The organism is Ideonella alba (assembly GCF_018069845.1).
Taxonomy (GTDB): domain Bacteria; phylum Pseudomonadota; class Gammaproteobacteria; order Burkholderiales; family Burkholderiaceae_C; genus Ideonella; species Ideonella alba.
The window spans coordinates 523,527-546,559 of the sequence record NZ_JAGQDD010000001.1 but is presented as its reverse complement, the minus strand read 5'-3'; the positions used below and the strand labels follow the sequence as shown (position 1 = coordinate 546,559).

20 protein-coding genes and 1 riboswitch are annotated in these 23,033 nt (G+C 71.8%); of the genes, 10 read left to right on the top strand and 10 right to left on the bottom strand.

Going from position 1 to position 23,033, the window contains the following annotated elements; translation table 11 throughout:
• Nucleotides 1-3: 3 nt before the first annotated feature.
• The 4 genes from KAK03_RS02330 to KAK03_RS02315 form a co-directional block, all read right to left on the bottom strand.
• Nucleotides 4-687: a DUF484 family protein gene (locus KAK03_RS02330; RefSeq protein ID WP_210851555.1), complete on the bottom strand. Its 684-nt coding sequence runs from the start codon at nt 685-687 to the stop codon at nt 4-6.
• A complete protein-coding gene (gene dapF, locus KAK03_RS02325; protein ID WP_210851554.1) occupies nt 684-1,541 on the bottom strand; it encodes a diaminopimelate epimerase in 858 nt (285 codons plus the stop codon). Before dapF ends, KAK03_RS02330 begins: the two co-directional genes overlap by 4 nt.
• A gap of 63 nt (nt 1,542-1,604) precedes the next feature.
• A complete protein-coding gene (locus tag KAK03_RS02320; protein ID WP_247660867.1) occupies nt 1,605-2,519 on the bottom strand; it encodes a lysophospholipid acyltransferase family protein in 915 nt (304 codons plus the stop codon).
• Nucleotides 2,516-3,382, bottom strand: coding sequence for a lysophospholipid acyltransferase family protein (locus KAK03_RS02315; RefSeq protein ID WP_210851553.1), 867 nt, complete (start codon nt 3,380-3,382; stop codon nt 2,516-2,518). Before KAK03_RS02315 ends, KAK03_RS02320 begins: the two co-directional genes overlap by 4 nt.
• Nucleotides 3,383-3,585: 203 nt before the next feature.
• Here KAK03_RS02315 and metK point away from each other — a divergent pair, with 203 nt between their 5' ends.
• Nucleotides 3,586-4,767, top strand: coding sequence for a methionine adenosyltransferase (gene metK / locus KAK03_RS02310; RefSeq protein WP_210851552.1), 1,182 nt, complete (start codon nt 3,586-3,588; stop codon nt 4,765-4,767).
• A 255-nt stretch (nt 4,768-5,022) separates the two neighbouring features.
• Here metK and KAK03_RS02305 read toward each other — a convergent pair whose 3' ends face one another.
• Nucleotides 5,023-6,174 (bottom strand): hypothetical protein, encoded by a 1,152-nt coding sequence (locus KAK03_RS02305; protein ID WP_210851551.1) that lies wholly within the window; start codon nt 6,172-6,174, stop codon nt 5,023-5,025.
• A gap of 304 nt (nt 6,175-6,478) precedes the next feature.
• On the opposite strand from KAK03_RS02305, the gene KAK03_RS02300 reads away from it, so the two are divergent.
• From KAK03_RS02300 to KAK03_RS02280, 5 genes are all read left to right on the top strand, one after another.
• Nucleotides 6,479-7,117: a c-type cytochrome gene (locus KAK03_RS02300; protein WP_210851550.1), complete on the top strand. Its 639-nt coding sequence runs from the start codon at nt 6,479-6,481 to the stop codon at nt 7,115-7,117.
• A gap of 192 nt (nt 7,118-7,309) precedes the next feature.
• Nucleotides 7,310-10,426 (top strand): hybrid sensor histidine kinase/response regulator, encoded by a 3,117-nt coding sequence (locus tag KAK03_RS02295; protein WP_210851549.1) that lies wholly within the window; start codon nt 7,310-7,312, stop codon nt 10,424-10,426.
• Nucleotides 10,426-11,523, top strand: a complete 1,098-nt coding sequence (locus tag KAK03_RS02290; RefSeq protein ID WP_210851548.1) for an HD-GYP domain-containing protein — start codon at nt 10,426-10,428, stop codon at nt 11,521-11,523. Before KAK03_RS02295 ends, KAK03_RS02290 begins: the two co-directional genes overlap by 1 nt.
• A 4-nt stretch (nt 11,524-11,527) precedes the next feature.
• Nucleotides 11,528-12,865 (top strand): hypothetical protein, encoded by a 1,338-nt coding sequence (locus KAK03_RS02285; RefSeq protein ID WP_210851547.1) that lies wholly within the window; start codon nt 11,528-11,530, stop codon nt 12,863-12,865.
• A 10-nt stretch (nt 12,866-12,875) separates the two neighbouring features.
• Nucleotides 12,876-13,307: a hypothetical protein gene (locus KAK03_RS02280; protein ID WP_210851546.1), complete on the top strand. Its 432-nt coding sequence runs from the start codon at nt 12,876-12,878 to the stop codon at nt 13,305-13,307.
• Between the two features lie 9 nt (nt 13,308-13,316).
• Here KAK03_RS02280 and KAK03_RS02275 read toward each other — a convergent pair whose 3' ends face one another.
• From KAK03_RS02275 to KAK03_RS02260, 4 genes are all read right to left on the bottom strand, one after another.
• Entirely contained in the window at nt 13,317-14,117 is an 801-nt protein-coding gene (locus KAK03_RS02275; protein WP_247660866.1) for a ProQ/FINO family protein, read from the bottom strand.
• A gap of 47 nt (nt 14,118-14,164) precedes the next feature.
• Nucleotides 14,165-15,133, bottom strand: coding sequence for a hypothetical protein (locus KAK03_RS02270; RefSeq protein ID WP_210851545.1), 969 nt, complete (start codon nt 15,131-15,133; stop codon nt 14,165-14,167).
• Between the two features lie 34 nt (nt 15,134-15,167).
• Entirely contained in the window at nt 15,168-16,385 is a 1,218-nt protein-coding gene (purT, locus tag KAK03_RS02265) for a formate-dependent phosphoribosylglycinamide formyltransferase (RefSeq protein ID WP_210851544.1), read from the bottom strand.
• Between the two features lie 83 nt (nt 16,386-16,468).
• On the bottom strand, nt 16,469-17,131 hold the full coding sequence (locus KAK03_RS02260; RefSeq protein ID WP_210851543.1) for an NUDIX hydrolase: 663 nt from the start codon (nt 17,129-17,131) through the stop codon (nt 16,469-16,471).
• 38 nt (nt 17,132-17,169) lie between these two features.
• On the opposite strand from KAK03_RS02260, the gene KAK03_RS02255 reads away from it, so the two are divergent.
• Entirely contained in the window at nt 17,170-18,255 is a 1,086-nt protein-coding gene (locus tag KAK03_RS02255) for a DNA glycosylase AlkZ-like family protein (RefSeq protein WP_210851542.1), read from the top strand.
• On the opposite strand, the gene KAK03_RS02250 is transcribed toward KAK03_RS02255, so the two are convergent.
• Nucleotides 18,234-19,028 carry an HAD-IIB family hydrolase gene (locus KAK03_RS02250; RefSeq protein WP_210851541.1) on the bottom strand — a complete coding sequence of 265 codons (795 nt, stop codon included), beginning with the start codon at nt 19,026-19,028 and terminating at the stop codon, nt 18,234-18,236. The two genes, KAK03_RS02255 and KAK03_RS02250, sit on opposite strands and share 22 nt — an antisense overlap.
• A gap of 217 nt (nt 19,029-19,245) precedes the next feature.
• Between KAK03_RS02250 and ppk2 the strand changes: the two genes are divergently transcribed.
• The 3 genes from ppk2 to KAK03_RS02235 all read left to right on the top strand — a co-directional run bounded on the left by ppk2 (nt 19,246) and on the right by KAK03_RS02235 (nt 23,028).
• Complete coding sequence (ppk2, locus tag KAK03_RS02245; RefSeq protein ID WP_210851540.1) at nt 19,246-20,385, top strand: polyphosphate kinase 2; 1,140 nt, start codon at nt 19,246-19,248, stop codon at nt 20,383-20,385.
• A 136-nt stretch (nt 20,386-20,521) separates the two neighbouring features.
• Nucleotides 20,522-20,608: riboswitch (S-adenosyl-L-homocysteine riboswitch) on the top strand.
• Between the two features lie 102 nt (nt 20,609-20,710).
• Nucleotides 20,711-22,144, top strand: a complete 1,434-nt coding sequence (ahcY, locus tag KAK03_RS02240) for an adenosylhomocysteinase (RefSeq protein ID WP_210851539.1) — start codon at nt 20,711-20,713, stop codon at nt 22,142-22,144.
• Between the two features lie 128 nt (nt 22,145-22,272).
• Nucleotides 22,273-23,028 (top strand): TlyA family RNA methyltransferase, encoded by a 756-nt coding sequence (locus tag KAK03_RS02235; RefSeq protein ID WP_210851538.1) that lies wholly within the window; start codon nt 22,273-22,275, stop codon nt 23,026-23,028.
• The last annotated feature ends 5 nt before the right edge of the window (nt 23,029-23,033 follow it).

Below are 23,033 nucleotides of genomic sequence, written 5' to 3'. Positions count from 1 at the left end.
ATGTCAGCGCGGGAACAGCCGCGCCAGTGCAGCGCTGGCAATGTCGCCCAGTTGCTCGAGGAACTCGGTGCCCATGTCGGCCTGGTAGCGCAGCGCATCGGGCGAGCCCAGCACCAGCAGACCGAAGCATGCGCTGCCGGCGCCGGCGCGGCGCAGCGGGATCATGGCCATCGACTGCGCCGGCGCGCCGCCCAGCCACTGCGCCGCGGCAAAGCCCGAGTTCAGGCCGCAGTACGGCACGTTCAGGCTGGCAGCGAAGGTGTGCAGGTCCTCGTCGGTGCCCTCGGTCCAGGGACGGCCCCCGCCGTCGACACCCCACAGGCGCAAGGCCACCTGGGGGATCAGGAACTGCTCCTTCAGGCCGTCGACCACCGCGTCGTGCAGCGCGTCCGGGTCGGTGGCGCGCATCAGCGCGCAGGTCCAGCCATGCATGCGGCGGGCGATCGAGGCGTTGTCATTGCCGGCCCGCACCATGTCCATGAAGCGGCGCTCCATGCCCTTGATGCGCTCGCGCAGCATGTCGATCTGGCGCTCCTGCAGCGACACCGCCCGCCCGCCATGCGGGCTGGCCAGCTGCACCGCAGCCAGCAGTTCGGCGTGGCGCTCGAAGAAGCCCGGCGTGTTGGCCAGGTAGTCGGCGATGTCGTCCTCGGTGATGCCCTGCACCCGCTCCGGCGTATTGCTCACAGCTCGATCTCTCCTTCAAAGACGGTCACGGCGGGGCCGGTCATCAGCACCGGGGCGTCGCCGCCCGCCCATTCAATCGTCAGGCGGCCACCGCGGGTTTCAACGTCCACCGTGGCGTCCAGCCAGCCCAGTCGGATGCCGGCCACCACCGCGGCGCAGGCGCCGGTGCCGCAGGCCAGGGTCTCGCCGGCGTCGCGCTCGAACACGCGCAGCGCGATCTGCCCGCGGTCGATGACCTGCATGAAGCCGGCATTGACCTTGCGCGGGAAGCGCGGATGGGCCTCGATCAGCGGGCCGAGTTCGGCCACCGCGGCGGTGCGCACGTCCTCGACGCGCTGCACTGCATGCGGGTTGCCCATCGACACCAGCGCCACCTCCACCGTCGGGCCACCCGGCAGCGACAGCGGCCACAGCTGGGCCTGGCCCTGGCTGCGCGGTTGCAGGCCGGTGGTGTCGAAGGGCAGCGCCTCGGGCTCGAAGCGCGGGCGGTTCATGTCCACGGTGACGCGGCCGTCGGCCTGCAGGCGCAGCTCGAGCCGGTTGTTGATCGTGGCCACGCGCACCACCGGCTTGTCGGTCAGGCCGTGGTCACGCACGTAGCGCACGAAGCAGCGTGCACCGTTGCCGCAGTGCTCGACCTCGGTGCCGCTGGCCCCGTTGAAGATGCGGTAGCGGAAGTCGACGCTGTCGTCAGGCGCGGGCTCGACGACGAGGATCTGGTCGGCACCGACGCCGAAGCGGCGGTCACCCAGCTTCTGCAGCTGGCGGGGCGAGAGCTTGAGCGCGGCGCGGGTGGCGTCGAGCACGACGAAGTCGTTGCCGGCACCCTGCATCTTGGTGAACTTGACGAGCATGGGCCGGATTATCAGGCGTCCGACGCGCTCGGCGGGCGGCGGGGGCGTGCCGCCTCGCCGCGCTCAGCGGTACAGCGACGGCTCGCCGGGCGGGCGGGTCTTGAAGCGCCGATGCACCCACAGGTACTGCGCCGGGTTGCGCAGGATCTCCTGCTCGATCCAGGCGTTGATGCGGCGCGTGGCGGCGAGGTCATCGTCGCCGGGGAAATCGGTCCAGGGCGGCAGGAAGCGCACGCACCAGCCCTGGCCGCCGGGCAGCATCTCGGCCACCACCGGTTGCACCGCCATCTGCAGGCTGCGCGCCATGCGCGCGGGCGCCAGCAGCGTGGCCGCAGGCACGCCGAAGAAGGGCACGAAGGCCCCGTCCTTCAGGCCGAAGTCCATGTCCGGCAGGTTCATGAACGCGGCGCCACGCTTGACCGCCCGCACCAAGGGCAGTGCGCGCTCGCCATGGCGAGAGAACAGCTCGCCCTGGCCGTAGCGCAGCCGCCCGGCGCGCATCGCGCGGTCGAAGACCGGGTTGGACTGCTCGGCGTAGATCGAGACCACCCAGCGCTTCTGGAACAGCTGCGAGGCCGCGCCGGCCACCTCCAGCGCCAGGAAGTGCGGCACCAGCCACATCACCGCACCGGGCTGGCGTTCGGCGAAGTCGACCTCGCCCTCGACCCGGATCAGCCGGCGCAGGCGCTCGGGGCTGGCGTACCACAGCATGCCGCGCTCCAGGATGCTGCGGCCCAGCCAGCCGAAGTGCTCGCGGGCGATCGCCTCGCGCTCGGCCGCTGGCCGCTCGGGAAAGCACAGCGCCAGGTTGCGCAGCGCGGTGCGCTTGCGCGAGCCGCCGATCCACCACAGCAGCCGCCCCAGGCCGCGGCCCAGCGCATCCTGCGCGCCCATCGGCAGCCAGTGGATCAGCCAGACCAGCGCCAGCACGAGGCGCGCGCCGGCATTGGCCATTCCGTTGTCGCTGCGGCCACTCATCCGGGCGTCCCCGGTGCCGCACGCGGGCGCTTGTAGCGGTGGTAGCCCCACAGGTACTGGTGCGGCCAGCGGGCGATGACCATCTCCATCGTGCGGTTCACGATGCGGGCGGCCTGCACCTGGGCGGCCTCGTCGCTGCCGGCGGGCAGGGGCTCGACCAGGTCCAGCAGGTGCACCTCGAAGCCCGCCGCGCCGGGCAGGCGCTCGCAGCACAGCACCAGCACCGCGGCGCCGGTCTGCTGCACCAGGCGGGCGGCCAGCGTCATCGTGTAGGCGGGCTGGCCGAAGAACGGTGCCCAGACGCCCTGGCCCTCGGGCGGCACCTGGTCGGGCAGCAGGCCGACCATCTCGCCCTTCTTCAGCGCGCGCAGCATCTGGCGCACGCCGCTGAGGTTGGCCGGCGCGGTGGCCAGGCCGGGGCGGTGGCGGGCGGTCTCTTCCAGTTCGCGCAGGAACGCGTTGCGCGCCGGCCGGTACAGCACGGTCAGCGGCTGCTGCGCCCCCCAGCGCTCGACGATCGCGCGGGCCGACACCTCGAAGCTGCCCAGGTGCGGCGTCAGCAGCACCAGGCCGCGGCCGGCGGCGATCGCCGCGTCCACCTTCTCGGCGCCCTGCCAGCGCACCCGCGGCAGCACCTGGCCCTCGGGCGGCATCAGCCACAGCCAGGGCACCTCGCCGACCATGCGGCCGGCCTCGGACACCGAGCGGCGACGGTCGGCGGCGCTGACGCCGGCCAGGTCGGCATTGGCGCGCACACGGCGGCGGTAGCTGGGCGAGGCCAGCCAGGTCAGCCAGCCCAGCAGCGCGCCCAGCGCGTGCAGCGCGCCCAGGGGCCAGCGCGACATCCAGCGCAGCAGGGCCATGCCGATCGTTGGTAAAATGTCCGACATCGCCGAGTTAACAGGACAACTTGCGGGGCGATGCGGGGCTGTTCATCAGACCACGCCGGTGGGGTTCAACTGAGAATCGCACTGATCAAATGCCGCTAAAGCGTTCGCCGCTCACCCAGGTTGCCGAGCCGGTCGAAGCTTCGATAGACCGCGCAACCGTTTCTGCAGTGAGCACCATGGCGAACGATTATCTCTTCACCTCCGAATCGGTCTCGGAAGGCCATCCCGACAAGGTCGCCGACCAGATCTCCGACGCCATCCTGGACGCCATCTTCGCCCAGGACCCGCGCAGCCGCGTGGCCGCCGAGACCCTGACCAACACCGGTCTGGTCGTGCTGGCCGGCGAGATCACCACCAACGCGCATGTCGACTACATCCAGGTCGCGCGCGACACGATCAAGCGCATCGGCTACGACAACACCGAGTACGGCATCGACTACAAGGGCTGCGCGGTGCTGGTGGCCTACGACAAGCAGAGCAACGACATCGCCCAGGGCGTGGACCACGCCAGCGACGACCACCTGAACACCGGTGCCGGCGACCAGGGCCTGATGTTCGGCTACGCCTGCGACGAGACGCCCGAGCTGATGCCCGCGCCGATCTACTACGCGCACCGGCTGGTCGAGCGCCAGGCGCAGCTGCGCAAGGACGGCCGCCTGCCCTTCCTGCGCCCGGACGCCAAGAGCCAGGTGACGATGCGCTACGTCGACGGCAAGCCGCACAGCATCGACACCGTGGTGCTGTCCACCCAGCACAGCCCCGACCAGTCCGAGACGCCCACCAAGATGAAGGCCAGCTTCACCGAGGCGGTGATCGAGGAGATCATCAAGCCGGTGCTGCCCAAGGAGTGGCTGCAGGACACCCGCTACCTGATCAACCCGACCGGCCGCTTCGTCATCGGCGGCCCGCAGGGCGACTGCGGCCTGACCGGCCGCAAGATCATCGTCGACACCTACGGCGGCGCCTGCCCGCACGGCGGCGGCGCGTTCTCGGGCAAGGACCCGACCAAGGTCGACCGCTCGGCCGCCTATGCCGCCCGCTACGTGGCCAAGAACATCGTCGCCGCCGGCCTGGCGCGCCAGTGCCAGATCCAGGTGGCCTACGCGATCGGCGTGGCGCGGCCGATGAACATCACGGTCTACACCGAGGGCACCGGCGTCATCCCCGACAGCGAGATCGCCAAGCTGGTCGAAGCCCACTTCGACCTGCGCCCCAAGGGCATCATCCAGATGCTTGACCTGCTGCGCCCGATCTACCAGAAGACCGCGGCCTACGGCCACTTCGGCCGCGAAGAGCCCGAGTTCAGCTGGGAGCGTACAGACAAGGCTGCGGCCCTTCGAGCCGCAGCGGGCCTGTAACCCCCCCGGGCGCGCAGCGCGCGGCTTGGCTGTGCGCGGGCGACGCTCATGTCGCGCAGCGACGTGAGCCGAGACCAGAGAACAGACCACAAGGCCGCGGCGCTGCGTGCAGCGGCCGGGCTGTCAGGCCCGGCGTTCGCGTCAGCGAACCCTGGGCTTTGGGGCGAAGTTCATGTCCGCGCAGCGGACGTGAACGCAGACCACAAGGCCGCGGCGCTGCGTGCAGCGGCCGGGCTGTCAGGCCCGGCGTTCGCGTCAGCGCCCCCGCATCCAGCGGCAGGCCGCAGGCGTCTTCGTCCCCGGCAGCCGCACCCACGGGCGCAGTTGCTCGCACAGCATCCGTGGCGACAGCCGCGGGCGCGACACCGTCGCCGGCGCCTGTGCGCCTGACACCGGCGTCAGCAGGAAGGCTTTCGGGTTGCCGGCGGCATCGGCGCCATTGGCCACGATCTGACCCTTCGGGTTGATGTCGACGGCCTCATAGAGCAACCAACCGGCCGGCACATCGCTGAGTTGGTTCAGGTCGTGGACCTGGTTGCGGCCGGTCCACAGAACGGCCCGGTAGTCGGCGTCGCCGGGCGTCGCCGCCCAGCCCACGATCGCGCCATGGGTGTTCACGCCCAGCGCCCCCGCTCCACTGCCACCCAGCCCGGCCAGCGGCACGGTCAGGCCATTGCGCAGGTGGTGGTAGAAGGCCACCGAACCGCTGCCGGCGTTCACATCGCTGACGCCCACCACCCGTTGGCTGTCCATGGCCACGGCCTCGTTCGACAGGCCACTGCTGATCGGCGCGATCCACTGGATCACGGTCGAGCCCGGTGCGGCGCTGAACGCCCACCACTGGTCATCCCCGCTCAGCGGGTCGGTGTGCCACAGCGTGCCAGCGACCTCGCCTTGGCTGTTGATGGCGTTGACGCTGCCCTGGCCCAGCTCCAGCTCGGAGCCGCCGCTGAAGACCTCGGCGTTCGGCGGCGCCTCGCTGGCATAGCCCACAGCCACCCCCTGCCGGTTGGCGTCGCGCACGATCGGCGGCAGCGTGTGCGGCGGACCCACCACCGTCACGTCGCCGGTGCGCAGGTCAAAGAGGCCCGGTCTCTGACGGCCGTCGCCGTTGTCCACCAGCACACCCACCCGGCCATCGCTGGACACTCGGCTGCCGCTGCCCATCGGCACGGGGATCAGCACACCCTTGACCCAGCCAGCCGTGCCGCCACCCACGTCATCCGCAGCCAGACTCACGTCGCCGCGCGCATTGAGTCCGTAGGCCATGCTGTTGCCGCTGGACAGTGCGGTGGCGCTGTAGCGTGCGGGCGCGGCATGGGCAGCAGCGCAGGCCAGCGCCAGCACGGACAGCGCCATCAGCCAGGCGGCGCGTCCACGGCCAGGCGGTCCGAGAAGATCAATCATGGGCCCCTCCGAACGATGCAGTCTCCCCGGCGCCGAGCTTCGCGCAGGCGCCCATGCGTCGCCATACCGCGTTCATGGGGCGGCCCGAACTGCGCCAGCCGCGTGACACGGTGTTGCGCGACCGGCGAGAGGCGCGGTCCTCGCCCGGCGCGCAGGGCCGCCGGCAGGCCCGGCGCGGCGCCCAATGCATGACATGCATCAAGACAGGCCAGCATCAACCGGCTCAAGCTCTGCACTGGCCCCGGACTTGCAACGTGGCCGCGTTGTCCGCCAGCGGTTGGCGGGCATGAGACCTGGAGGAGACATGCCTGTGTTCCCCATCCGCTCCGGCGCACGTCGTGCGCTGGGCGCCGCCCTGCTGGGCCTGGCCGCGGTCGCCGCGTCGGCCCAGGACATGAACGGCGGTACCGACATCGCGCGCCGCGCGATCCACGTCTGCGCAGCCTGCCACGGCGAGGGCGGCCGCAGTGCCAGCGCGGCCTACCCGTCACTGGCCGGCCAGCCGGTGCAGTACACGGCGCGCCAGCTGAAGGACTTCCGCGCCCAGCAGCGCGCCGAGGCCGACAACAAGGCCTACATGTGGGGCGTGTCGGCCCTGCTCGACGACGACACCATCCAGGCCCTGGCCGAGTACTACGCGGTGCAGGCGCCGGCGCCCGGCCGCGCCCGTGGCCCCGACCGCCTGCTCAAGGAAGGCCGTCGCCTGTTCGAGGACGGTGTGCCCGGCTCGGGCATCCGCGCCTGCGCCGGCTGCCATGGCGAGCGGGCCGAGGGCGCCGCGGGCTTCCCGCGCCTGGCGGGCCAGCATGCCGACTACCTGGAGCGCCAGCTCAAGGGCTTCAGCACCCGGCTGCGCCCGCACGGCGTGCTGATGCGTGCCGAGACGGCCGGCATGTCCGCGCAGCAGATGAAGGCCGTGGCGGCCTACCTGCAGTCGCTCTGACGCGCGCGCGCACCTGACGGCCGGGCCGCGTGCGGCTTCCGGCCGTTTTTCCGCCCTTCATACTGGCCGGATCGCGCCGATAAACGGAGACCCCCTACCCACGGGGGCATCCGTGTCGTGACCGCGCCTGCCCTGCCATCCTCTGTCGCCCCCCTTGGCCGCCCCCTGCTCAGCCTGGGCCGGGCGTCGCGCGTGTTCTTCGGCCTGGTGACGGTGGCCCTGCTGGTGCACGGCCTGTTCCTGCTGGTCATCATGCGGGCCTACAGCGACGCGGGCGAAGCCGCCGTGCGGCGCGACGCCGCCCTGAAGGTGGTGGACGACCTGCACCACGAGACCAACCGGCTGTCGATGCTGGTGCGCAGCTATGTCGACACCGCCCACCCCCGCTACCTGCGCTACTACTACGACATTCTGGCCATCCGCCAGGGCGAGAAGCCGGCCCCGGACGATGCCAACGGCCTGTACTGGGAGCAGGTGGTCGCCGGCCAGCGCGAGCATCGGCTGCCCGAGGGCCAGCGCGGCGTGTCGCTGCAGGCGCATCTGCGGCAGTTGCAGGCCGATGCCGCGGAGCAGCAGGCGCTGCAGGACATCGTCGATGCCACCGAGGCCCTGGGCCGCTTCGAGCAGGTTGCCTTTGCCGCCACCCAGGGCCTGTACGACCCGGCGCGCCAGGAGTTCGTCTCGGACGGTCGACCGGACACCGCATACGCGCGGGCTGTCGTGCACTCGCGCGACTACGAGCTGGCGCATGCCCGTCTGGTGGAGCAGGTCCTGCGTCTGGAGCAGCTGACCGACGCCCGCACCCAAGGGGCGGTGGACACCGCCTCGACCCGGCTGCGCCAGCTGATCGTCGCGGCGCTGATCGTCGACCTGCTGGTGATCCTGGCCATGGGCCGCGCCTGGCGCGGCATCCAGCGCGGCCTGCTGGACCCGGTGGCCGAACTGGCCTACACCGCCGAGCGCCTGGCCGGCGGCGACTACGCCGCGCGCGTGCCACGCGGCACCGACCACCTGCGCGAGGTGGCCGCGCTGTCGGCCACGCTGGACCTGATGGCCGACAGCATCGAGCGCGACCTGGCCGCCCGCAGCGAACACCAGCGCGAACTGGAGCAGGCGCGCCGCCAGGCCGAGTCCGCCACCCAGGCCAAGAGCATGTTCCTGGCCAACATGAGCCACGAGATCCGCACGCCGATGAACGCGATCATCGGCATGACCCACCTGGCCCTGGGCACCGCGCTGGACGCCCAGCAGCGCGACTACCTGGACAAGGCCCACGGCGCAGCGACCATGCTGCTGGGCGTGCTCAACGACATCCTGGACTTCTCGAAGATCGAGGCCGGCAAGCTGACGCTGGAGTCGGTGCCCTGCCGCATCGAGGACGTGGCCGCGCAGGCACTGCTGATGGTGCGTGAGCGCGCCCAGGCCAAGCGCATCGAGCTGTTGTGCGATGTGCGGCACCCGGCCCTGCTGGGCAGCGCCGGGGCGATCTGGGGCGACCCGCTGCGCCTGGGCCAGGTGCTGGTGAATCTGCTGACCAATGCCGTGAAGTTCACCGAACAGGGCCAGGTGCGCCTGGCGCTGGACCTGGACGGCAGCGCATCACCGCAGCCGGGTGAGCGCGCCCTGTTGCGCCTGTCGGTCGCGGACACCGGCGTGGGCATGGACGCCGAACAGTGCGCGCGGCTGTTCCAGGAGTTCACGCAGGCCGACGGCTCCACCACGCGCCGCTATGGCGGCACCGGCCTGGGCCTGTCGATCTCGCGCCGGCTGGTCGAGCTGATGGGCGGCCACATCGATGTCGACAGCACGCCCGGCCAGGGCTCGACCTTCCGCATCGAGCTGCCGGTGCGCCTGGCCGCCACCCCGACGCCGATCGACGACCAGACCTTGGCGCGCCAGCGCGTGCTGGTGGTCGACGACCAGGTCGCCACGCGGCAGAGCGTGCTGGAGCAACTGGCCGCGCTGGGTGTGGGCCGCGAGGGTCTGCTCGAGGCCGTGGCCGACGGCCAGACCGCGCTGCAGCGCTGCCACGAGGCCGCCCGCATCGGCCAGCCCTTCGACCTGATGCTGCTCGACTGGGTGATGCCCGACCTGCGCGGCGGCGAGGTGATCGAGCGGCTGCGCGCACTCGGCCCCGAGGCACCGCGGGTGGTGGTGATGTCGGCCTATGGCAGCGACGCGCTGCGCCGCGAAGCCGCCGCCGCGGGTGCGCTGTACTTCATCGACAAGCCGGTGCTGCCCAGTGCGCTCAAGCGCCTGCTGCAGGCCGAGTCGCCGGCGCCGCCGCCGGCCCCGGGCATGCTGCTGCCGCTGGCGGGGCTGCGCGCGCTGCTGGTCGAGGACAACCCGGTCAATCGCCAGCTGGCCACCGAGCTGCTGCGGCGCGCCGGCGCGCTCATCAGCTCGGCCGAGGATGGCCAGCAGGCACTCGATCGCCTGGAGCGCGACGGTGCCGAGGCCTTCGACGTGGTGCTGATGGACCTGCAGATGCCGGTGATGGACGGCTACGAGGCCACGCGCCGCATCCTGGCCCATCCGCAGTGGCGCCGCCTGCCGGTGGTGGCGATGACGGCGCATGCGCTGGTCGAGGAGCGCGAGCGCTGCCTGGCGATCGGCATGGTCGGCCACATCCCCAAGCCGATCGATCCGCCGGCCATGCTGCGCGAGCTGGCCCGCTTCCTGCCGGCCCACCCGGCGGCCGACGCCGCCATCGCCGCGGCCGCGCCGATCGATGAGCCCGGCCTGCCGTGGCCGCAGTGGCCCGGCATCGACCTGCACACCGCGCTGGCGCGCTGCGGCGGCGAGACCCTGCTGCGCAACGGCCTGGCGCATTTCGTCGAGCACATCGACAACCGGGACACAAGCCTGTCGGCACAGGCGCGCGACGGCGCCGGTCCGGCGCTGGCCCGCGAGGCCCACACGCTCAAGGGGCTGGCGCGCCAGCTGGGCATGGGTGCGCTGGCCGATGCCGCGCAGGCGCTGGAACACGCCCTGCCAGCGGGCGATGGGGTGATCGCCGCGGCCGACCAGGCCGAGGCGGAACTGGCCACGCTGGTGGCCGCCCTGCGCGCCGAACCACCCTGGCCGGCACGCGAGCGCCCTGCGGCGGCCCCGGCCAGCCCCGAGATCCGCGCCACGCTGCGCCGCCTGCTGGCCGACGCCGACAGCGAGGCCCTGGCGCACTGGCACAGCCACCGCGACGCGCTGCGCGCCGGGCTGCCGGTGGAACACGCGCTGGCGCTGGACCAGGCCATCCAGGCCTGCGATTTCGACGCCGCACTGGCGCTGCTCGATCGGGAGGTCCGCTGATGGGGGCATCGGAACACCGCGCCACGCTGCTGGTGGTGGACGACACCCCGGCCAACCTGAACCTGCTGGCCGGCCTGCTCAACAGCGAGCACCGCGTGAAGCTGGCCAACACCGGCGCCCGCGCGCTGGAGCTGGCGCTGCGCGAGCCGCCCGACCTGATCCTGCTCGATGTGATGATGCCGGAGATGGACGGCTTCGAGGTCTGCCGCCGCCTCAAGGCCGACCCGCGCACGCGCGAGGTGCCGGTGATCTTCGTCACCGCGATGAGCCAGCCCGAGGACGAGGCGCGCGGCTTCGAGGTCGGCGGGGCCGACTTCATCCACAAGCCGATCAGCCCGCCGATCGTGCGCTCGCGGGTGCGCACCCACCTGCAGGTCAAGGCCTCGCGCGATGCGCTCAAGCGGCGCAACGCCGGTCTGGCCGAGGCGCTGGCCGCCCAGGTCGACCAGGTCGAGCGGCTGCGCGACGCCACGATGTTCGTGATGGTCTCGCTGGCCGAGTTCCGCGACCAGGACACCGGCAACCACGTCAAGCGCACCCAGGAGTATGTGCGCACGCTGGCCGAGTACCTGAGCGAACACCCCGGCGATGACGCCGACGCGGCGCGGCTGGACGCCGGCTCGATCGAGCTGCTGGCCAAGAGCGCGCCGCTGCACGACATCGGCAAGGTGGCGATCCCCGACCACATCCTGCTCAAGCCCGGCAAGCTCGACGCCGCCGACTTCGAGGTGATGAAGACCCACACGCTGCAGGGCTGGGAGATCCTGCAGCGCGCCGCGCAGCGCATGGGCGGCGCCTCGGATTTCCTGGACTTCGCGCGCCAGATCGCCCGCCACCACCACGAGCGCTGGGACGGCCGCGGCTACCCGGATGGCCTGGCGGGCCGCGCGATTCCACTGGCCGCGCGCCTGATGGCGGTGGCCGACGTCTACGACGCGCTGATCAGCCGTCGTCCCTACAAGGACCCGCTGCCCCACGCCGACGCCATGGCCATGCTGGCCGACGGCGCCGGCCAGCACTTCGACCCCCGGATCGTCGCCGCAGCCCAGGCCTGCGAAGACCGCTTCATCGAGATCGCCCGCGCCTGGAAGGACTGAGCCCATGACACCCCACTTTGCACGCCGCCTGGGCGTTCTCACCCTGGCCGCCCTGTTGCTGGCCGGCGCTGCCCGTGCCGACGAGGCCGATGCGGGCGGCCCGCGCCTGAGCTGGTCGGCCTTCGGCACGATCGGCCTGACGCAGAGCGACCAGTCCTTCACCTACCAGCGCTTCATCAAGGACCACGCCACCGCCGAGCGCGACAGCGTGCTGGGCGTGCAGCTCGATGCGCAGTTCAGCCCCGAATGGTCGGCCACGGTGCAGCTGCGCCTGGGCCCGTCAGAGGACCATGACGCGCGCTGGAGCCTGCGGCCGAGCTGGGCCTTCGTGGCCTGGCGTCCCGACAACGACTGGCTGCTGCGCCTGGGCCGCATGCGGGTGCCCTTCTTCCTGCGCAGCGAGCAGCTCGACGTCGGCCAGACCTACGACGAGGCGCGCCTGCCCACCGAGTTCTACTCGCTGGCACCGACCAGCGACTTCAATGGCCTGAACCTCTCGCGCAGCCTGTGGCTGGCCGATGGCGAGCTGAGCATCGACGGCTACGTCGGCCAGACCACGCTGGCCAAGCGCAGCTGGCAGCGCGAGGCGGTGCCCTCGCCGGTGCCGGGCCAAGCGCCGCTGGTCAGCGCCGGGCCGCAGTTCCGCAGCGCGGATGTCGACGCCCTCGGCGGCGTGCTGACCTGGCGCACGGCCGACACCACGCTGCGCGCCGGCCTGCACCGCCTGACCGTGGGCCTGTCGGACGGCAGCGGCCTGCTGGTGCGGCCGGTGTGGGCACCGCTCGGCCCCGGCCTGGGCTACTGGCAGACCAGCAACCAGCTGCCGGGCCCGGGGGTGCAGGAGGCCAGGCACTTCCGCGAGTGGCTGTACGCCGTGGGCGTGGACCACCGCTTCGACGAGCGCTGGCGTGTCGCGGCCGAGCTGATGCGGCTGCGCCAGTCCGGCACGGTGATGGCGGTCGACGCCTGGGCCGCCGCCGCCACGGTGTCGCGCCAGTGGGGCGCCTTCACGCCCTATGTGTCGCTGGCCGCGGCGCACAGCACCGCCGACGGCACCGCCGTGGCGCGGGCGCTGGACAGCACCCGACTGCCCGATGCGCTGCCCGGCGCGCCGCTGCTCAACGGCAGCATGCGCAGTGCGGCCGACCAGACGCTGATCTTCCGACAGACCTCGCTGGCGCTGGGCAGTTCGTGGGCGCTGGACGCGCGCAGCAAGCTCAAGCTGGAGTGGATGCACACCCAGGCGCAGCAGTCACAGCTGATCGATGTGCCCGCGGGCGAACCCCTGGCGCGGCCGCGGCACGTCAACGTGCTGTCGCTGTCCTACAGCTTCGTCTACTGAAGGGGGCGCCATGCAACGACGCCACTTTCTGCTGGGCGGTCTCGCCGCCGCGCTGCCCACGCTGCTGACCGGACCGGTCCACGCGGCCGACGAGGGCCTGGCCGTGATCGCCCATCCGGGCCTGAAGGGCCTGGACGCCGAAACCATCCGCCGGGCCTACACCGGCCGCGCCGTGGAGCTGGATGGCCAGGCCCTGCGGCCGGTCAACCTGCCCTCGGCCCACCCGCTGCGCCAGCGCTTCCTGAAGGCCCTGCTGCAGCAGGACGATGAGGCCTACCTGGCCTACTGGACGGTGCGCCGCTACATCGGCAAGGGCGTGCCGCCGGCCGAGCTGCGCTCGACCGCCGAGGTGCTGGACCATGTGGCCCGCACGCCCGGGGCGATCGGTTATGTCGATCCGGCCGAGCTGCGCGCCGGCGTGGCGGTGGTGCTGCGCCGCTGAGCGGCGTGGTCAGGGGCGCGGGCCGCGGCCGCCGGGGCCACCGGGGCCACGCGAACCACCCCGCGGGCCACCGCGCGCCTCACCGCGCGCATCACCGCGCGGACCCCGTCGCTCGTCGCGGCCATCGCGGCGCTCCGGCCGCGGCGGCGCCGCTGGCCGCTGCGCTTCCCAGGCAGCGATCTCGGCTCGGATCGTGGCCAGCAGGCCGTCAAGCTGGTCCTCGGCGATGCCCTTGAGGGCACAGAAGTTCGCCTTGGTCAGCGTGGTGTGCTCGTAGTCGCGCACCAGCGAGAAACGCTGCCGACGGGCGTCGTCCTCGGCCGCACGCCGCTCCTGGACGATGGCCTTGCGGCGCGCCAGTTCGTCGCGCGCGGCCTGGCGGTGTTCCTCGGCCAGCTCGCCGGCGGGCTGGCCGTCCAGGTCGTAGCGGTGCGTGGCCTTGGCCAGCGCCAGCAGGTAGCTGGTGTGCGTGGTGTGGCGGTGCAGGAAGATCGACAGCGCCTTCTTCGTGAACACGCCCGGGGCGCGCTGCTGGATGTCGGCCTGGATGCGCAGCTTGATCGGCTTGGGCTGCTCGCTGAACAGCGCCGGGAAGCGCTGGCGCAGCTCGCGCGTGCAGGCGTTCAGGCTCATCTCGGGCGCCTTCGGGGCCTGCGGCGCGGGCGCCGCAACGGCCTCGGTCAGGACGGCCGAGGCGGCCTCGCTGACGTTCTCATGGACGGCCTCATGGACGGCCTCGGCGGGCGTGACGGCGGCGGGCGGCTCGACCGGCGACGCGCTGTCGCCGGGCTGCGGTTGTTCAGTGGACATGGGCGGGGGATACCGGCGCCCGGCGGGCGCGAGGCCGGTATTGTCGCTCAGCGGTCCAGGTCGGCCCAGAGGACGGTGCGCACGGTCTCGTAGGCGCCATCGCCGTTGGCGTCGACCGACAGGCGGGCCTGCGTGGCATTGAGCGCGTCGACCTTCAGCACCGAGCCGGCGGCACCGACGAACTTCATCGTGCCGGCCGACGGGTAGTCGTCGGCGTAGCGCTGCACCACGTCGACCGGCGTGGTGACCTGGACCCGGTAGCTGTCCAGGCCCGTGCCCGAGAAGGTGCCGGTGACGCGCTGCACCGAGGCATCGCCGCGGTCCACCACATGGGCCACGTAGCTGGCCAGCGCGAAGCGGTAGCTCACACCGCTGCGCGAGGCCTGCAGCACGATCGACGGCGAGCTCAGATCCAGCGTGTTGCCCCCGCTCAGCTGCACCGCGAGCTCGCCGTCCAGGCGCACCGAGCCCTCGGCGGTGGTGGTCTGCAGCCCGGCAAAGGCCATCGTGAAGCCGAAGTTGCGGGCATCGGTGAAGCTGCCCAGCGTCATCGTGAAGCTGCCATTGAGCGTGAAGCCGCTGCCGTCGTCGCAGGCGCTGGCCGAGACACTGATCGACTCGCCGGTGGCGTCGAACAGGCCGTTGGCATTGCTGTCGCTGAAGTTCACGCTGACCGACCCGGACACCGCGCAATCGACCACCGCGGCGGCCTGCGGCTGCACGCGCGACGCGGCCTTCAGGCCCAGCGCCTGGGCGCGGCGGCTGACCAGCGCCACCACCTGGCTGGCCGAGCCGGTGGCGCCCAGGCCGGTGCCGAGGTTGGCGGCCAGCGGGCCCACCGAGGTGCTGGCCAGCCCGACGCGGGCCACCGCGTCGGCGTTGGCGTCGGTGATCGCCAGGTCGGTGGCCACCGGCGGCTCGCCGCCATCGCCGCCGCCGCCGCCGCCACAGGCGGCCAGGCTGGCCAGCGCCAGCAGCGTCAGCGCACGGCGGGTGTTCAGGATCGAAGTGTTCATGTGTGTGCTCCCTGGTTGAAAGAAGAGGCGGTGCTCAGACCTGGCGCGGACGGACCTTGCCGGCCGCCAGCCTGGCCTGCTGCCGGGCGGTGTCGACATCCTGGTCATGCACCAGCGCCACGCCCATGCGGCGCTTGGTGAAGCTCTCGGGTTTGCCGAACAGGCGCAGCTCGCTGTGGGGCACCGCCAGCGCGTCGGCCACGCCATCGAAGGCGATGCCTGCCGCATCGACGCCGCCATAGATCACCGCACTGGCGCCCGGGCTGCGCATCGAGGTGTCCACCGGCAGGCCCAGGATGGCGCGCGCGTGCAGCTCGAACTCGCTCTGCCACTGCGTGACCAGGGTCACCAGGCCGGTGTCGTGCGGGCGCGGGCTGACCTCGCTGAACCAGACCTGGTCGCCCTTGACGAACAGCTCCACGCCAAAGAGGCCCAGGCCGCCCAGGTCGGCGGTGACCATCTCGGCGATCAGGCGCGAGCGCTCCAGCGCCGCCTCGCTCATGCGCTGCGGCTGCCAGCTCTCGACGTAGTCGCCCGCCACCTGCTTGTGGCCGACCGGCTCGCAGAAATGGGTGTCGACGCCGCCACTGGCGTTCATCGCGCGCACGGTGAGCAGGGTGATCTCGAAATCGAAATCGATGAAGCCCTCGACGATGACGCGGCCCTTGGCCACGCGGCCGCCGGCCATCGCGTAGTCCCAGGCGGCGGCCACGTCGGCGGGGGTGTCGATCTTGCTCTGGCCCTTGCCCGAGCTGCTCATCACCGGCTTGACCACGCAGGGGTAGCCGATCGGCGGCTGGCCGTCGCTGCCGTCGATCGCCGCCTGCAGCTCGGCCAGCGAGTCGCAGAAGCGGTAGGGGCTAGTGGGCAGGCGCAGGGTCTCGGCGGCCAGGCGGCGGATGCCCTCGCGGTCCATCGTCAGGCGCGCGGCGCGGGCCGTGGGGATGACGCGCACGACACCCTCGGCCTCAAGCTTCTCCAGCTCCTGGGTGGCGATGGCCTCGATCTCGGGCACCACCAGCATCGGCCGCTCGGCCTCGATCAGCGCGCGCAGCTGGGCCGGATCGCTCATCGTGATCGTGCGGGCGTGGTGGGCCACCTGCTGGCCGGGGGCGTTGTCGTAGCGGTCGACGGCGATCGTCTCGACGCCCAGGCGCTGCAGGGCGATCAGCACCTCCTTGCCCAGCTCGCCGCTGCCAAGCAGCATCACGCGGGTGGCGGACGGGGACAAGGGGGTACCGAGGGTCGTCATGGCGCGGAATTCCTGCTGGGGCGGGGGTGACTGGCCGACATTGTCGCAGCGCCGCCGGACGCGGCCTTTGACGACTGCCAAGCCTACTGCCAGGCGAAACGCGGCTGGTCGAAGTGGGCCACCCGCGTGGCCTCGCCGCGCAGGCACCACTGGGCGAACTGGTAGAGGAAGGCGCCGGTGGGCGCAGCGATCCAGCTGTGACCGATCGGCATGCGCAGCGCCGGGTGCTCGCCGTGCGGCGTCTGGTTGAGCAAGGGCGCGTCCGGGCGCAGCAGCTCGGCCACCGGGATGCGGTGCAGGCTGGCCACCTCGTCGGGGTTGGCCTGGGCGTCCCGGGCTGCGCCGGCCCACACCACGATCGGCGTGATCACGTAGCCGCTGCGGGTGGCGTAGTCGTCCAGCCGACCCAGCACCGCATCGGCCGCCAGGGCCAGGCCCACCTCCTCGTGCAGTTCGCGCAGCGCCGCCTGCTCGGGGCTCTCGCCCTCGTCCAGCCGGCCACCCGGCAGCGCCCACTGGCCGGCGTGGGCGCGCAGGTGGGCGGCGCGGCGGGTCAGCAGCAGCGCCGGCTCGGCCTGCCACCGGGCATGGGCGGGCAGGCCGGCAGCGTCGGCGCCGTGGCCCGCCTCCACCACCGCCAGGGCCACCGCGGCCCGGCGCCGGCCCTCATCGGGCAGCGCGCGTGCGCCGGCCGTTTGCAGGCGGGCCTGCCACAGCGCGCGGGGGTCGGGGCTGGTGCTGTCCATGGTGCGAGGATAGCCGCCGCGCCGCTATGCTGCCGCTCATGCCTGCCACGCCCACGCTCGACGACCTGACACGCTACGCGATCGCCCGCAGCCTGGGCCGCCCGTCCACGCTGCCGGCCGCGCTCCAGCGCCTGGGCTTCGTGCAGGCCGACCCGATCCGCGCCCCGGCCCGCGCCCAGGACCTGACGCTGCGCCACCGCGTCAAGGACTACCGCGCCGGTGAGCTGGAACAGCGCTACCCGCGGCTGAAGGTGGAGGAGGACTTCTTCATCAACTACGGCTTCGTGACGCCGACCCTGCACACGCTGATGCACCCGCGCCAGGCGCGCCAGGCCTGGCCGGCCAGCCGCTGGACGCAGGCCCGCGAGGTGCTGGCCTTCGTGCAGGACCGCGGCGTGGTGCACCCGAGGGAGGTGGACGCGCATTTCCAGCACGGCAAGACCCGCAACTGGTTTGGCGGCTCGTCCAACGCCAGCACCCAGCTGCTCGACGGCATGCACTACCGCGGCCTGCTGCGGGTGGCGCGGCGCGAGGGCGGCATCCGCCTGTACGCGGCGCGCCCGGTCACGCCGCCCCATGAGGACCCCGCCGCGGCGATGGACGCCCTGGTCGACGTGGTGGTGGGCAAGTACGCGCCGCTGCCGGCCACCACGCTGAGCCACCTGGTGGCCCGGCTGGTGTTCGGCGCGCCGCAGTGGCAGGCCGAGCGCGCGGCGGCGCTGCGCCGCGCCAAGGCGCGCCTGGCCTCGGCCGAGGTCGAGGGCACGCGCTGGTACTGGCCCGCCGGCGAGAACCCCACGGCGCGCCGCTGGGCAGCGGACGAGGCGCTGCGCCTGCTGGCGCCCTTCGACCCGATCGTCTGGGACCGCCCGCGCTTCGAGCGCTTCTGGGGCTGGGGCTACCGCTTCGAGGCCTACACCCCCGCGCCCAAGCGCCAGCGCGGCTACTACGCGCTGCCGATGCTGTGGCAGGGCCGGGTGATCGGCTGGGGCAACCTGGCGGTGGCGGACGGCCGGCTGCAGGCCGAGCTGGGCTACGTTGACAAGCGCCCGCGCGGCGCGGCCTTCACGGCGGCGCTGGACGACGAGTTGCAGCGCCTGGCTCAGTTCCTCGGGCTGGACTGAAGCAGGCGCGCCACCACCTCGGCGAAGCCCTGCCCGCGCTCGCCGCGCGTGACCCAGCGCGGCCGGTGCAGCAGCTGCGGCCAGAAGCGCGCGATGTTGGCCACGCCCACGCTCAGCGGCATCTGCTGGAACATGGTCTGGTCGTTGGTGGAGTCGCCCACGTAGAGCCAGTCGGCCGTATCGAACACCCGGCCCAGCGCGGTCTCGACCGCCCAGCACGCCGCGGTCCACTTGCTGTGCGCGCCGATCCAGCCGTTGATGTGGATCGAGCTGACGGTGGCGCTCAGGCCGTGCGCGCGCATCACGGCCACCACTTGGGCGATCTGCGCCTCATCCAGGTGGGCGAACTCGCTGTGGTCGATGGCGATGTCGGTCTGCCGGCCGGCGCTGTCGCGCGCCAGCGTGGCGCCGGGCACCCGCGCCAGCACATCGGCGGCGCAGGCGGCCAGGCGCTGCGCGTTGGCAGCGCGGGTGGGCGCGTCCTGGGTGAAATCGTGGCGCAGCCGGTTGCCGTCGCGGCGCAGCATCACGGCGCCGTTCTCGGCCACGATCGCGGCCACCGGCCAGGCCATCGCGAAGGGTTCGCTCCAGCCGGCCGGGCGGCCGGTGATCGCGATGCAGGGCCGGCCGGCGTCGGCCAGCGCCTGCAGCGCGGCCAGCGCGGCGGGCTCGATCGCGCCGTCGCGCGTCAGGGTGTCGTCGATGTCGGTCAGCACGCCGCGCACCGCGGCCAGCGCGGCGCCCGGGGCCTCGTCCCAGCGGCAGGAATCCATGCCCCAGTGTCCCATGGCCCTCACGCTGAACAAGTCCCTCGCGGCGTGCGCATCCCTGCTTCGGGCGGACCGCGGCGTTGCACATCCCGAACCCAGCGCGCGCCCATCCGCGGCGACTTGTCCAGCGTCGCCTTAAAGCTTGATGCCGCTCAAGTCACGCAAACGCCATCGTTCCATCATCGACTGTTCCAGGGACTTCCCCACACACCACCGCACCATGGCCACCCGCACCACCGCCGCCAAGAAGACGCCCGCCGCCAACCGCCCCCGTCCCGCCAGTGGCGGCGACGTGACGCCCCGCAAGACCGCCGCCGGCCGCCGCAACTACACCGCCGCCGAGTCCACCCGCGCCAAGCAGATCGTGCAGGCCGAAGTGATCAAGGGGGTCGTGGGCTCCGATGCGCGCCCCTCCGAGGTGCTGTCCCAGGTCAAGGCCCTGATCGGCGGCGCGTCGCCCGACGACCGCAAGGCGCTGCGCCAGGTGCTGGCCAAGCCGCCGCGCGTCACGACGCCCGGCGTCGACCCCGACACCGAGCTGGCCGCCGGCTGGCGCGAGGGCGCCTACCCGTACAAGAACCTGCTCTCCCGCAAGAGCTACGAGAAGCAGAAATACAACCTGCAGGTCGAGTTGCTGAAGCTGCAGGCCTGGGTCAAGGAGACCGGCCAGCGCGTGGTGATCGTCTTCGAGGGCCGCGACGCCGCCGGCAAGGGCGGCACGATCAAGCGCTTCATGGAGCACCTCAACCCCCGCGGCGCGCGCGTCGTGGCGCTGGAGAAGCCCAGCGAGGTCGAGCGTGGCCAGTGGTACTTCCAGCGCTACATCCAGCACCTGCCCACGGCCGGCGAGATCGTGCTGTTCGACCGCAGCTGGTACAACCGCTCGGGCGTCGAGCGGGTGATGGGTTTCTGCACCCAGCACGAGTACGACGAGTTCCTGCGCCAGGCGCCCGAGTTCGAGCGTCAGCTGGTGCGCTCGGGCGTGCACCTGTTCAAGTTCTGGTTCTCGGTCAGCCGCGCCGAGCAGCGCCGCCGGTTCAAGGAGCGCGAGATGCACCCGCTCAAGCAGTGGAAGCTCAGCCCCATCGACAAGGCCAGCCTGGACAAGTGGGAGGACTACACCCGCGCCAAGGAGGCCATGTTCCTGCACTGCGACACCTCCGACGCGCCGTGGACGGTGATCAAGAGCGACTGCAAGAAGCGCGCGCGCCTGAACGCGATGCGCTATGTGCTGCACCGCCTGCCCTATGGCGGCAAGAACCTCAAGGCGATGGGCGCGGTCGATCCGCTGATCGTGGGCCGCCCCTCGCTGGTGCCCAGTGTGGGCGACGATCAGCTGGCGTCCAGCAACGCCGGCTGATCGCGGCCGCCCTGGACCGCCCGGGGCGTCTGCCCGCCCCGGCGCACAGGCAGACGCCCGCGGAGAAACCGTGAATTGAGCCGGTCTGGCCGAGCTGTTGCGGCGCCCGCGGGCGCCGCTTTCGCTAGAATCACGGGATTCCGAGGAGCGTTGCAAGGTCAGCCGCCATGAGATGGCAGACCCCAGGCTCGGAATCTTCATATTGCAACGGCGCTCACCCGCATCGCGTCTGGCCGACCGTGGGTGAGTGGGGTGTCTCCCTTCCCCTGGTGGTGTCTTTCGCGCGGCGGGTTCTCGTTCCACGCCGAACCGAAGGACCGCACCCATGAACGCACCCGAGACCCTGAAGCTGGCCGATTGCGCCATCGCCGACATCACGCTGGCCGACTGGGGCCGCAAGGAAATCCGCATCGCCGAGACCGAGATGCCCGGTCTGATGGCCATCCGCGAGGAATTCGCCGCCAAGCAGCCGCTCAAGGGCGCGCGCATCACCGGCAGCCTGCACATGACGATCCAGACCGCGGTGCTGATCGAGACGCTCAAGGCCCTGGGCGCCGACGTGCGCTGGGCCTCGTGCAACATCTTCAGCACCCAGGACCACGCCGCCGCCGCGATCGCCGCCGGCGGCACGCCGGTGTTCGCCATCAAGGGCGAGACCCTGGTCGACTACTGGGACTACACCCACCGCATCTTCGACTTCGGGCCCCAGGGCACGCCGGGCGAAGGCCCCAACATGATCCTGGATGACGGCGGCGACGCCACGCTGCTGATGCACCTGGGCCAGCGCGCCGAGAAGGACGCCTCGGTGCTGGCCAACCCGGGCAGCGAGGAAGAGCGCATCCTGTTCGCCGCGATCAAGGCCAAGCTGGCCGAAGACCCCACCTGGTACAGCCGCAAGAGCGCCGAGATCATCGGCGTCACCGAGGAGACCACCACCGGTGTGCATCGCCTGAAGGAGATGAGCGCCAAGGGCACGCTGAAGTTCCGCGCCATCAACGTCAACGACTCGGTCACCAAGAGCAAGTTCGACAACCTCTACGGCTGCCGCGAGAGCCTGGTGGACGGCATCAAGCGCGCCACCGACGTGATGATCGCCGGCAAGGTGGCGGTGGTCTGCGGCTATGGCGACGTGGGCAAGGGCTCGGCCCAGGCGCTGCGTGCCCTGAGCGCCCAGGTCTGGGTCACCGAGATCGACCCGATCAACGCGCTGCAGGCCGCGATGGAAGGCTTCAAGGTGGTGACCATGGAGTGGGCCGCCGACAAGGCCGACATCTTCGTCACCACCACCGGCAACCGCGACGTCATCACCTTCGAGCACATGGCGGCGATGAAGGACCAGTCCATCGTCTGCAACATCGGCCACTTCGACAACGAGATCCAGGTCGCCCGGCTGGAAGAGCACTGCCAGTGGGAGGAGATCAAGCCGCAGGTCGACCACGTCATCTTCCCTGACGGCAAGCGCATCATCCTGCTGGCCAAGGGCCGCCTGGTGAACCTGGGCTGTGGCACCGGCCACCCCAGCTTCGTGATGTCGAACTCGTTCGCCAACCAGACCATCGCCCAGATCGAGCTGTTCTCGCACCCCGAGGGCTACGACGTGGGCAAGGTCTATGTGCTGCCCAAGCACCTGGACGAGAAGGTCGCGCGCCTGCACCTGAAGAAGGTGGGCGCGATGCTGACCGAGCTGAGCGACGAGCAGGCGGCCTACATCGGTGTACCGAAGCAAGGCCCCTACAAGCCCGACACCTACCGCTATTGAGGGCCCCCACGCTCGCTGCGCTCGCTGCCCCCCGAGGGGGCGCGGCCGACCTTGGGGCGGCCCGGCGGTCGGCCGGCCGCCGCCTCGACGCGAGCGTCCTACCCACCCGGGCTTCTTCCTTCACCGTCATGCGCGCTGATCAGCTGATCGTTCAAATGGGACTGGCCCCGAGCCGGTCGGCTGCGCAGCGGCTGATCGAGACCGGCGCGGTGCGCTGGCTGGGTCCCAAGGGCTGGCAGGTGCCGACCAAGGCGGGTGAAGACCTGCCCGAGGGCTGCCAGATCGAGGTGACCGACCACGCCGAGCTGCGCTGGGTGTCGCGCGGCGGGCTCAAGCTGGAGGGCGCGCTGCGCATCACCGCCCTGGACCTGGCCGGCGCGGTGGCGCTGGACGTGGGACAGAGCACCGGCGGCTTCACCGACGTGCTGCTGGCCGCCGGCTGCGCGCAGGTGTTTGGCGTGGACGTCGGCCACGGCCAGCTGCATCCGCGCCTGGCCGCTGACGAGCGCGTGCACGCTGTCGAGGGCGTCAATGCGCGCCACCTGAGCCTGGCCGACCTGGGGCCGCAGGCGCCGGCGTCGGGGTTCGATCTGATCACCGGCGACCTGTCCTTCATCTCGCTGACCCTGGTGCTGCCGGCCCTGGCGCCGCTGCTGGCGCCGGGCGGCACCTTGCTGATGCTGGTCAAGCCGCAGTTCGAGCTGCAGCCGGCCGAGATCAACAAGAAGGGCCTGGTGAAGGACGCCGCGTCCTACCCGCACGTCGAGCGGCGCCTGCGCAAGGCCTGCGGCAAGTGCGGCCTGGTGGTGCGCGCCTGGCTGGACAGCCCGGTCACCGGCGGCGACGGCAACCGCGAGTTTTTCGTTCAGGCGCAACGTGCCTGAACCCT

Excerpts from the sequence above, each read along its gene's own strand:
- dapF (WP_210851554.1), bottom strand. The coding sequence starts at position 1,541 with ATGCTCGTCAAGTTCACCAAGATGCAGGGTGCCGGCAACGACTTCGTC.
- KAK03_RS02320 (WP_247660867.1), bottom strand. The coding sequence starts at position 2,519 with ATGAGTGGCCGCAGCGACAACGGAATGGCCAATGCCGGCGCGCGCCTC.
- KAK03_RS02315 (WP_210851553.1), bottom strand. The coding sequence starts at position 3,382 with ATGGCCCTGCTGCGCTGGATGTCGCGCTGGCCCCTGGGCGCGCTGCAC.
- metK (WP_210851552.1), top strand. The coding sequence starts at position 3,586 with ATGGCGAACGATTATCTCTTCACCTCCGAATCGGTCTCGGAAGGCCAT.
- KAK03_RS02305 (WP_210851551.1), bottom strand. The coding sequence starts at position 6,174 with ATGATTGATCTTCTCGGACCGCCTGGCCGTGGACGCGCCGCCTGGCTG.
- KAK03_RS02300 (WP_210851550.1), top strand. The coding sequence starts at position 6,479 with ATGCCTGTGTTCCCCATCCGCTCCGGCGCACGTCGTGCGCTGGGCGCC.
- KAK03_RS02290 (WP_210851548.1), top strand. The coding sequence starts at position 10,426 with ATGGGGGCATCGGAACACCGCGCCACGCTGCTGGTGGTGGACGACACC.
- KAK03_RS02285 (WP_210851547.1), top strand. The coding sequence starts at position 11,528 with ATGACACCCCACTTTGCACGCCGCCTGGGCGTTCTCACCCTGGCCGCC.
- KAK03_RS02280 (WP_210851546.1), top strand. The coding sequence starts at position 12,876 with ATGCAACGACGCCACTTTCTGCTGGGCGGTCTCGCCGCCGCGCTGCCC.
- KAK03_RS02275 (WP_247660866.1), bottom strand. The coding sequence starts at position 14,117 with ATGTCCACTGAACAACCGCAGCCCGGCGACAGCGCGTCGCCGGTCGAG.
- KAK03_RS02270 (WP_210851545.1), bottom strand. The coding sequence starts at position 15,133 with ATGAACACTTCGATCCTGAACACCCGCCGTGCGCTGACGCTGCTGGCG.
- purT (WP_210851544.1), bottom strand. The coding sequence starts at position 16,385 with ATGACGACCCTCGGTACCCCCTTGTCCCCGTCCGCCACCCGCGTGATG.
- KAK03_RS02260 (WP_210851543.1), bottom strand. The coding sequence starts at position 17,131 with ATGGACAGCACCAGCCCCGACCCCCGCGCGCTGTGGCAGGCCCGCCTG.
- KAK03_RS02255 (WP_210851542.1), top strand. The coding sequence starts at position 17,170 with ATGCCTGCCACGCCCACGCTCGACGACCTGACACGCTACGCGATCGCC.
- KAK03_RS02250 (WP_210851541.1), bottom strand. The coding sequence starts at position 19,028 with ATGGATTCCTGCCGCTGGGACGAGGCCCCGGGCGCCGCGCTGGCCGCG.
- ppk2 (WP_210851540.1), top strand. The coding sequence starts at position 19,246 with ATGGCCACCCGCACCACCGCCGCCAAGAAGACGCCCGCCGCCAACCGC.
- ahcY (WP_210851539.1), top strand. The coding sequence starts at position 20,711 with ATGAACGCACCCGAGACCCTGAAGCTGGCCGATTGCGCCATCGCCGAC.
- KAK03_RS02235 (WP_210851538.1), top strand. The coding sequence starts at position 22,273 with ATGCGCGCTGATCAGCTGATCGTTCAAATGGGACTGGCCCCGAGCCGG.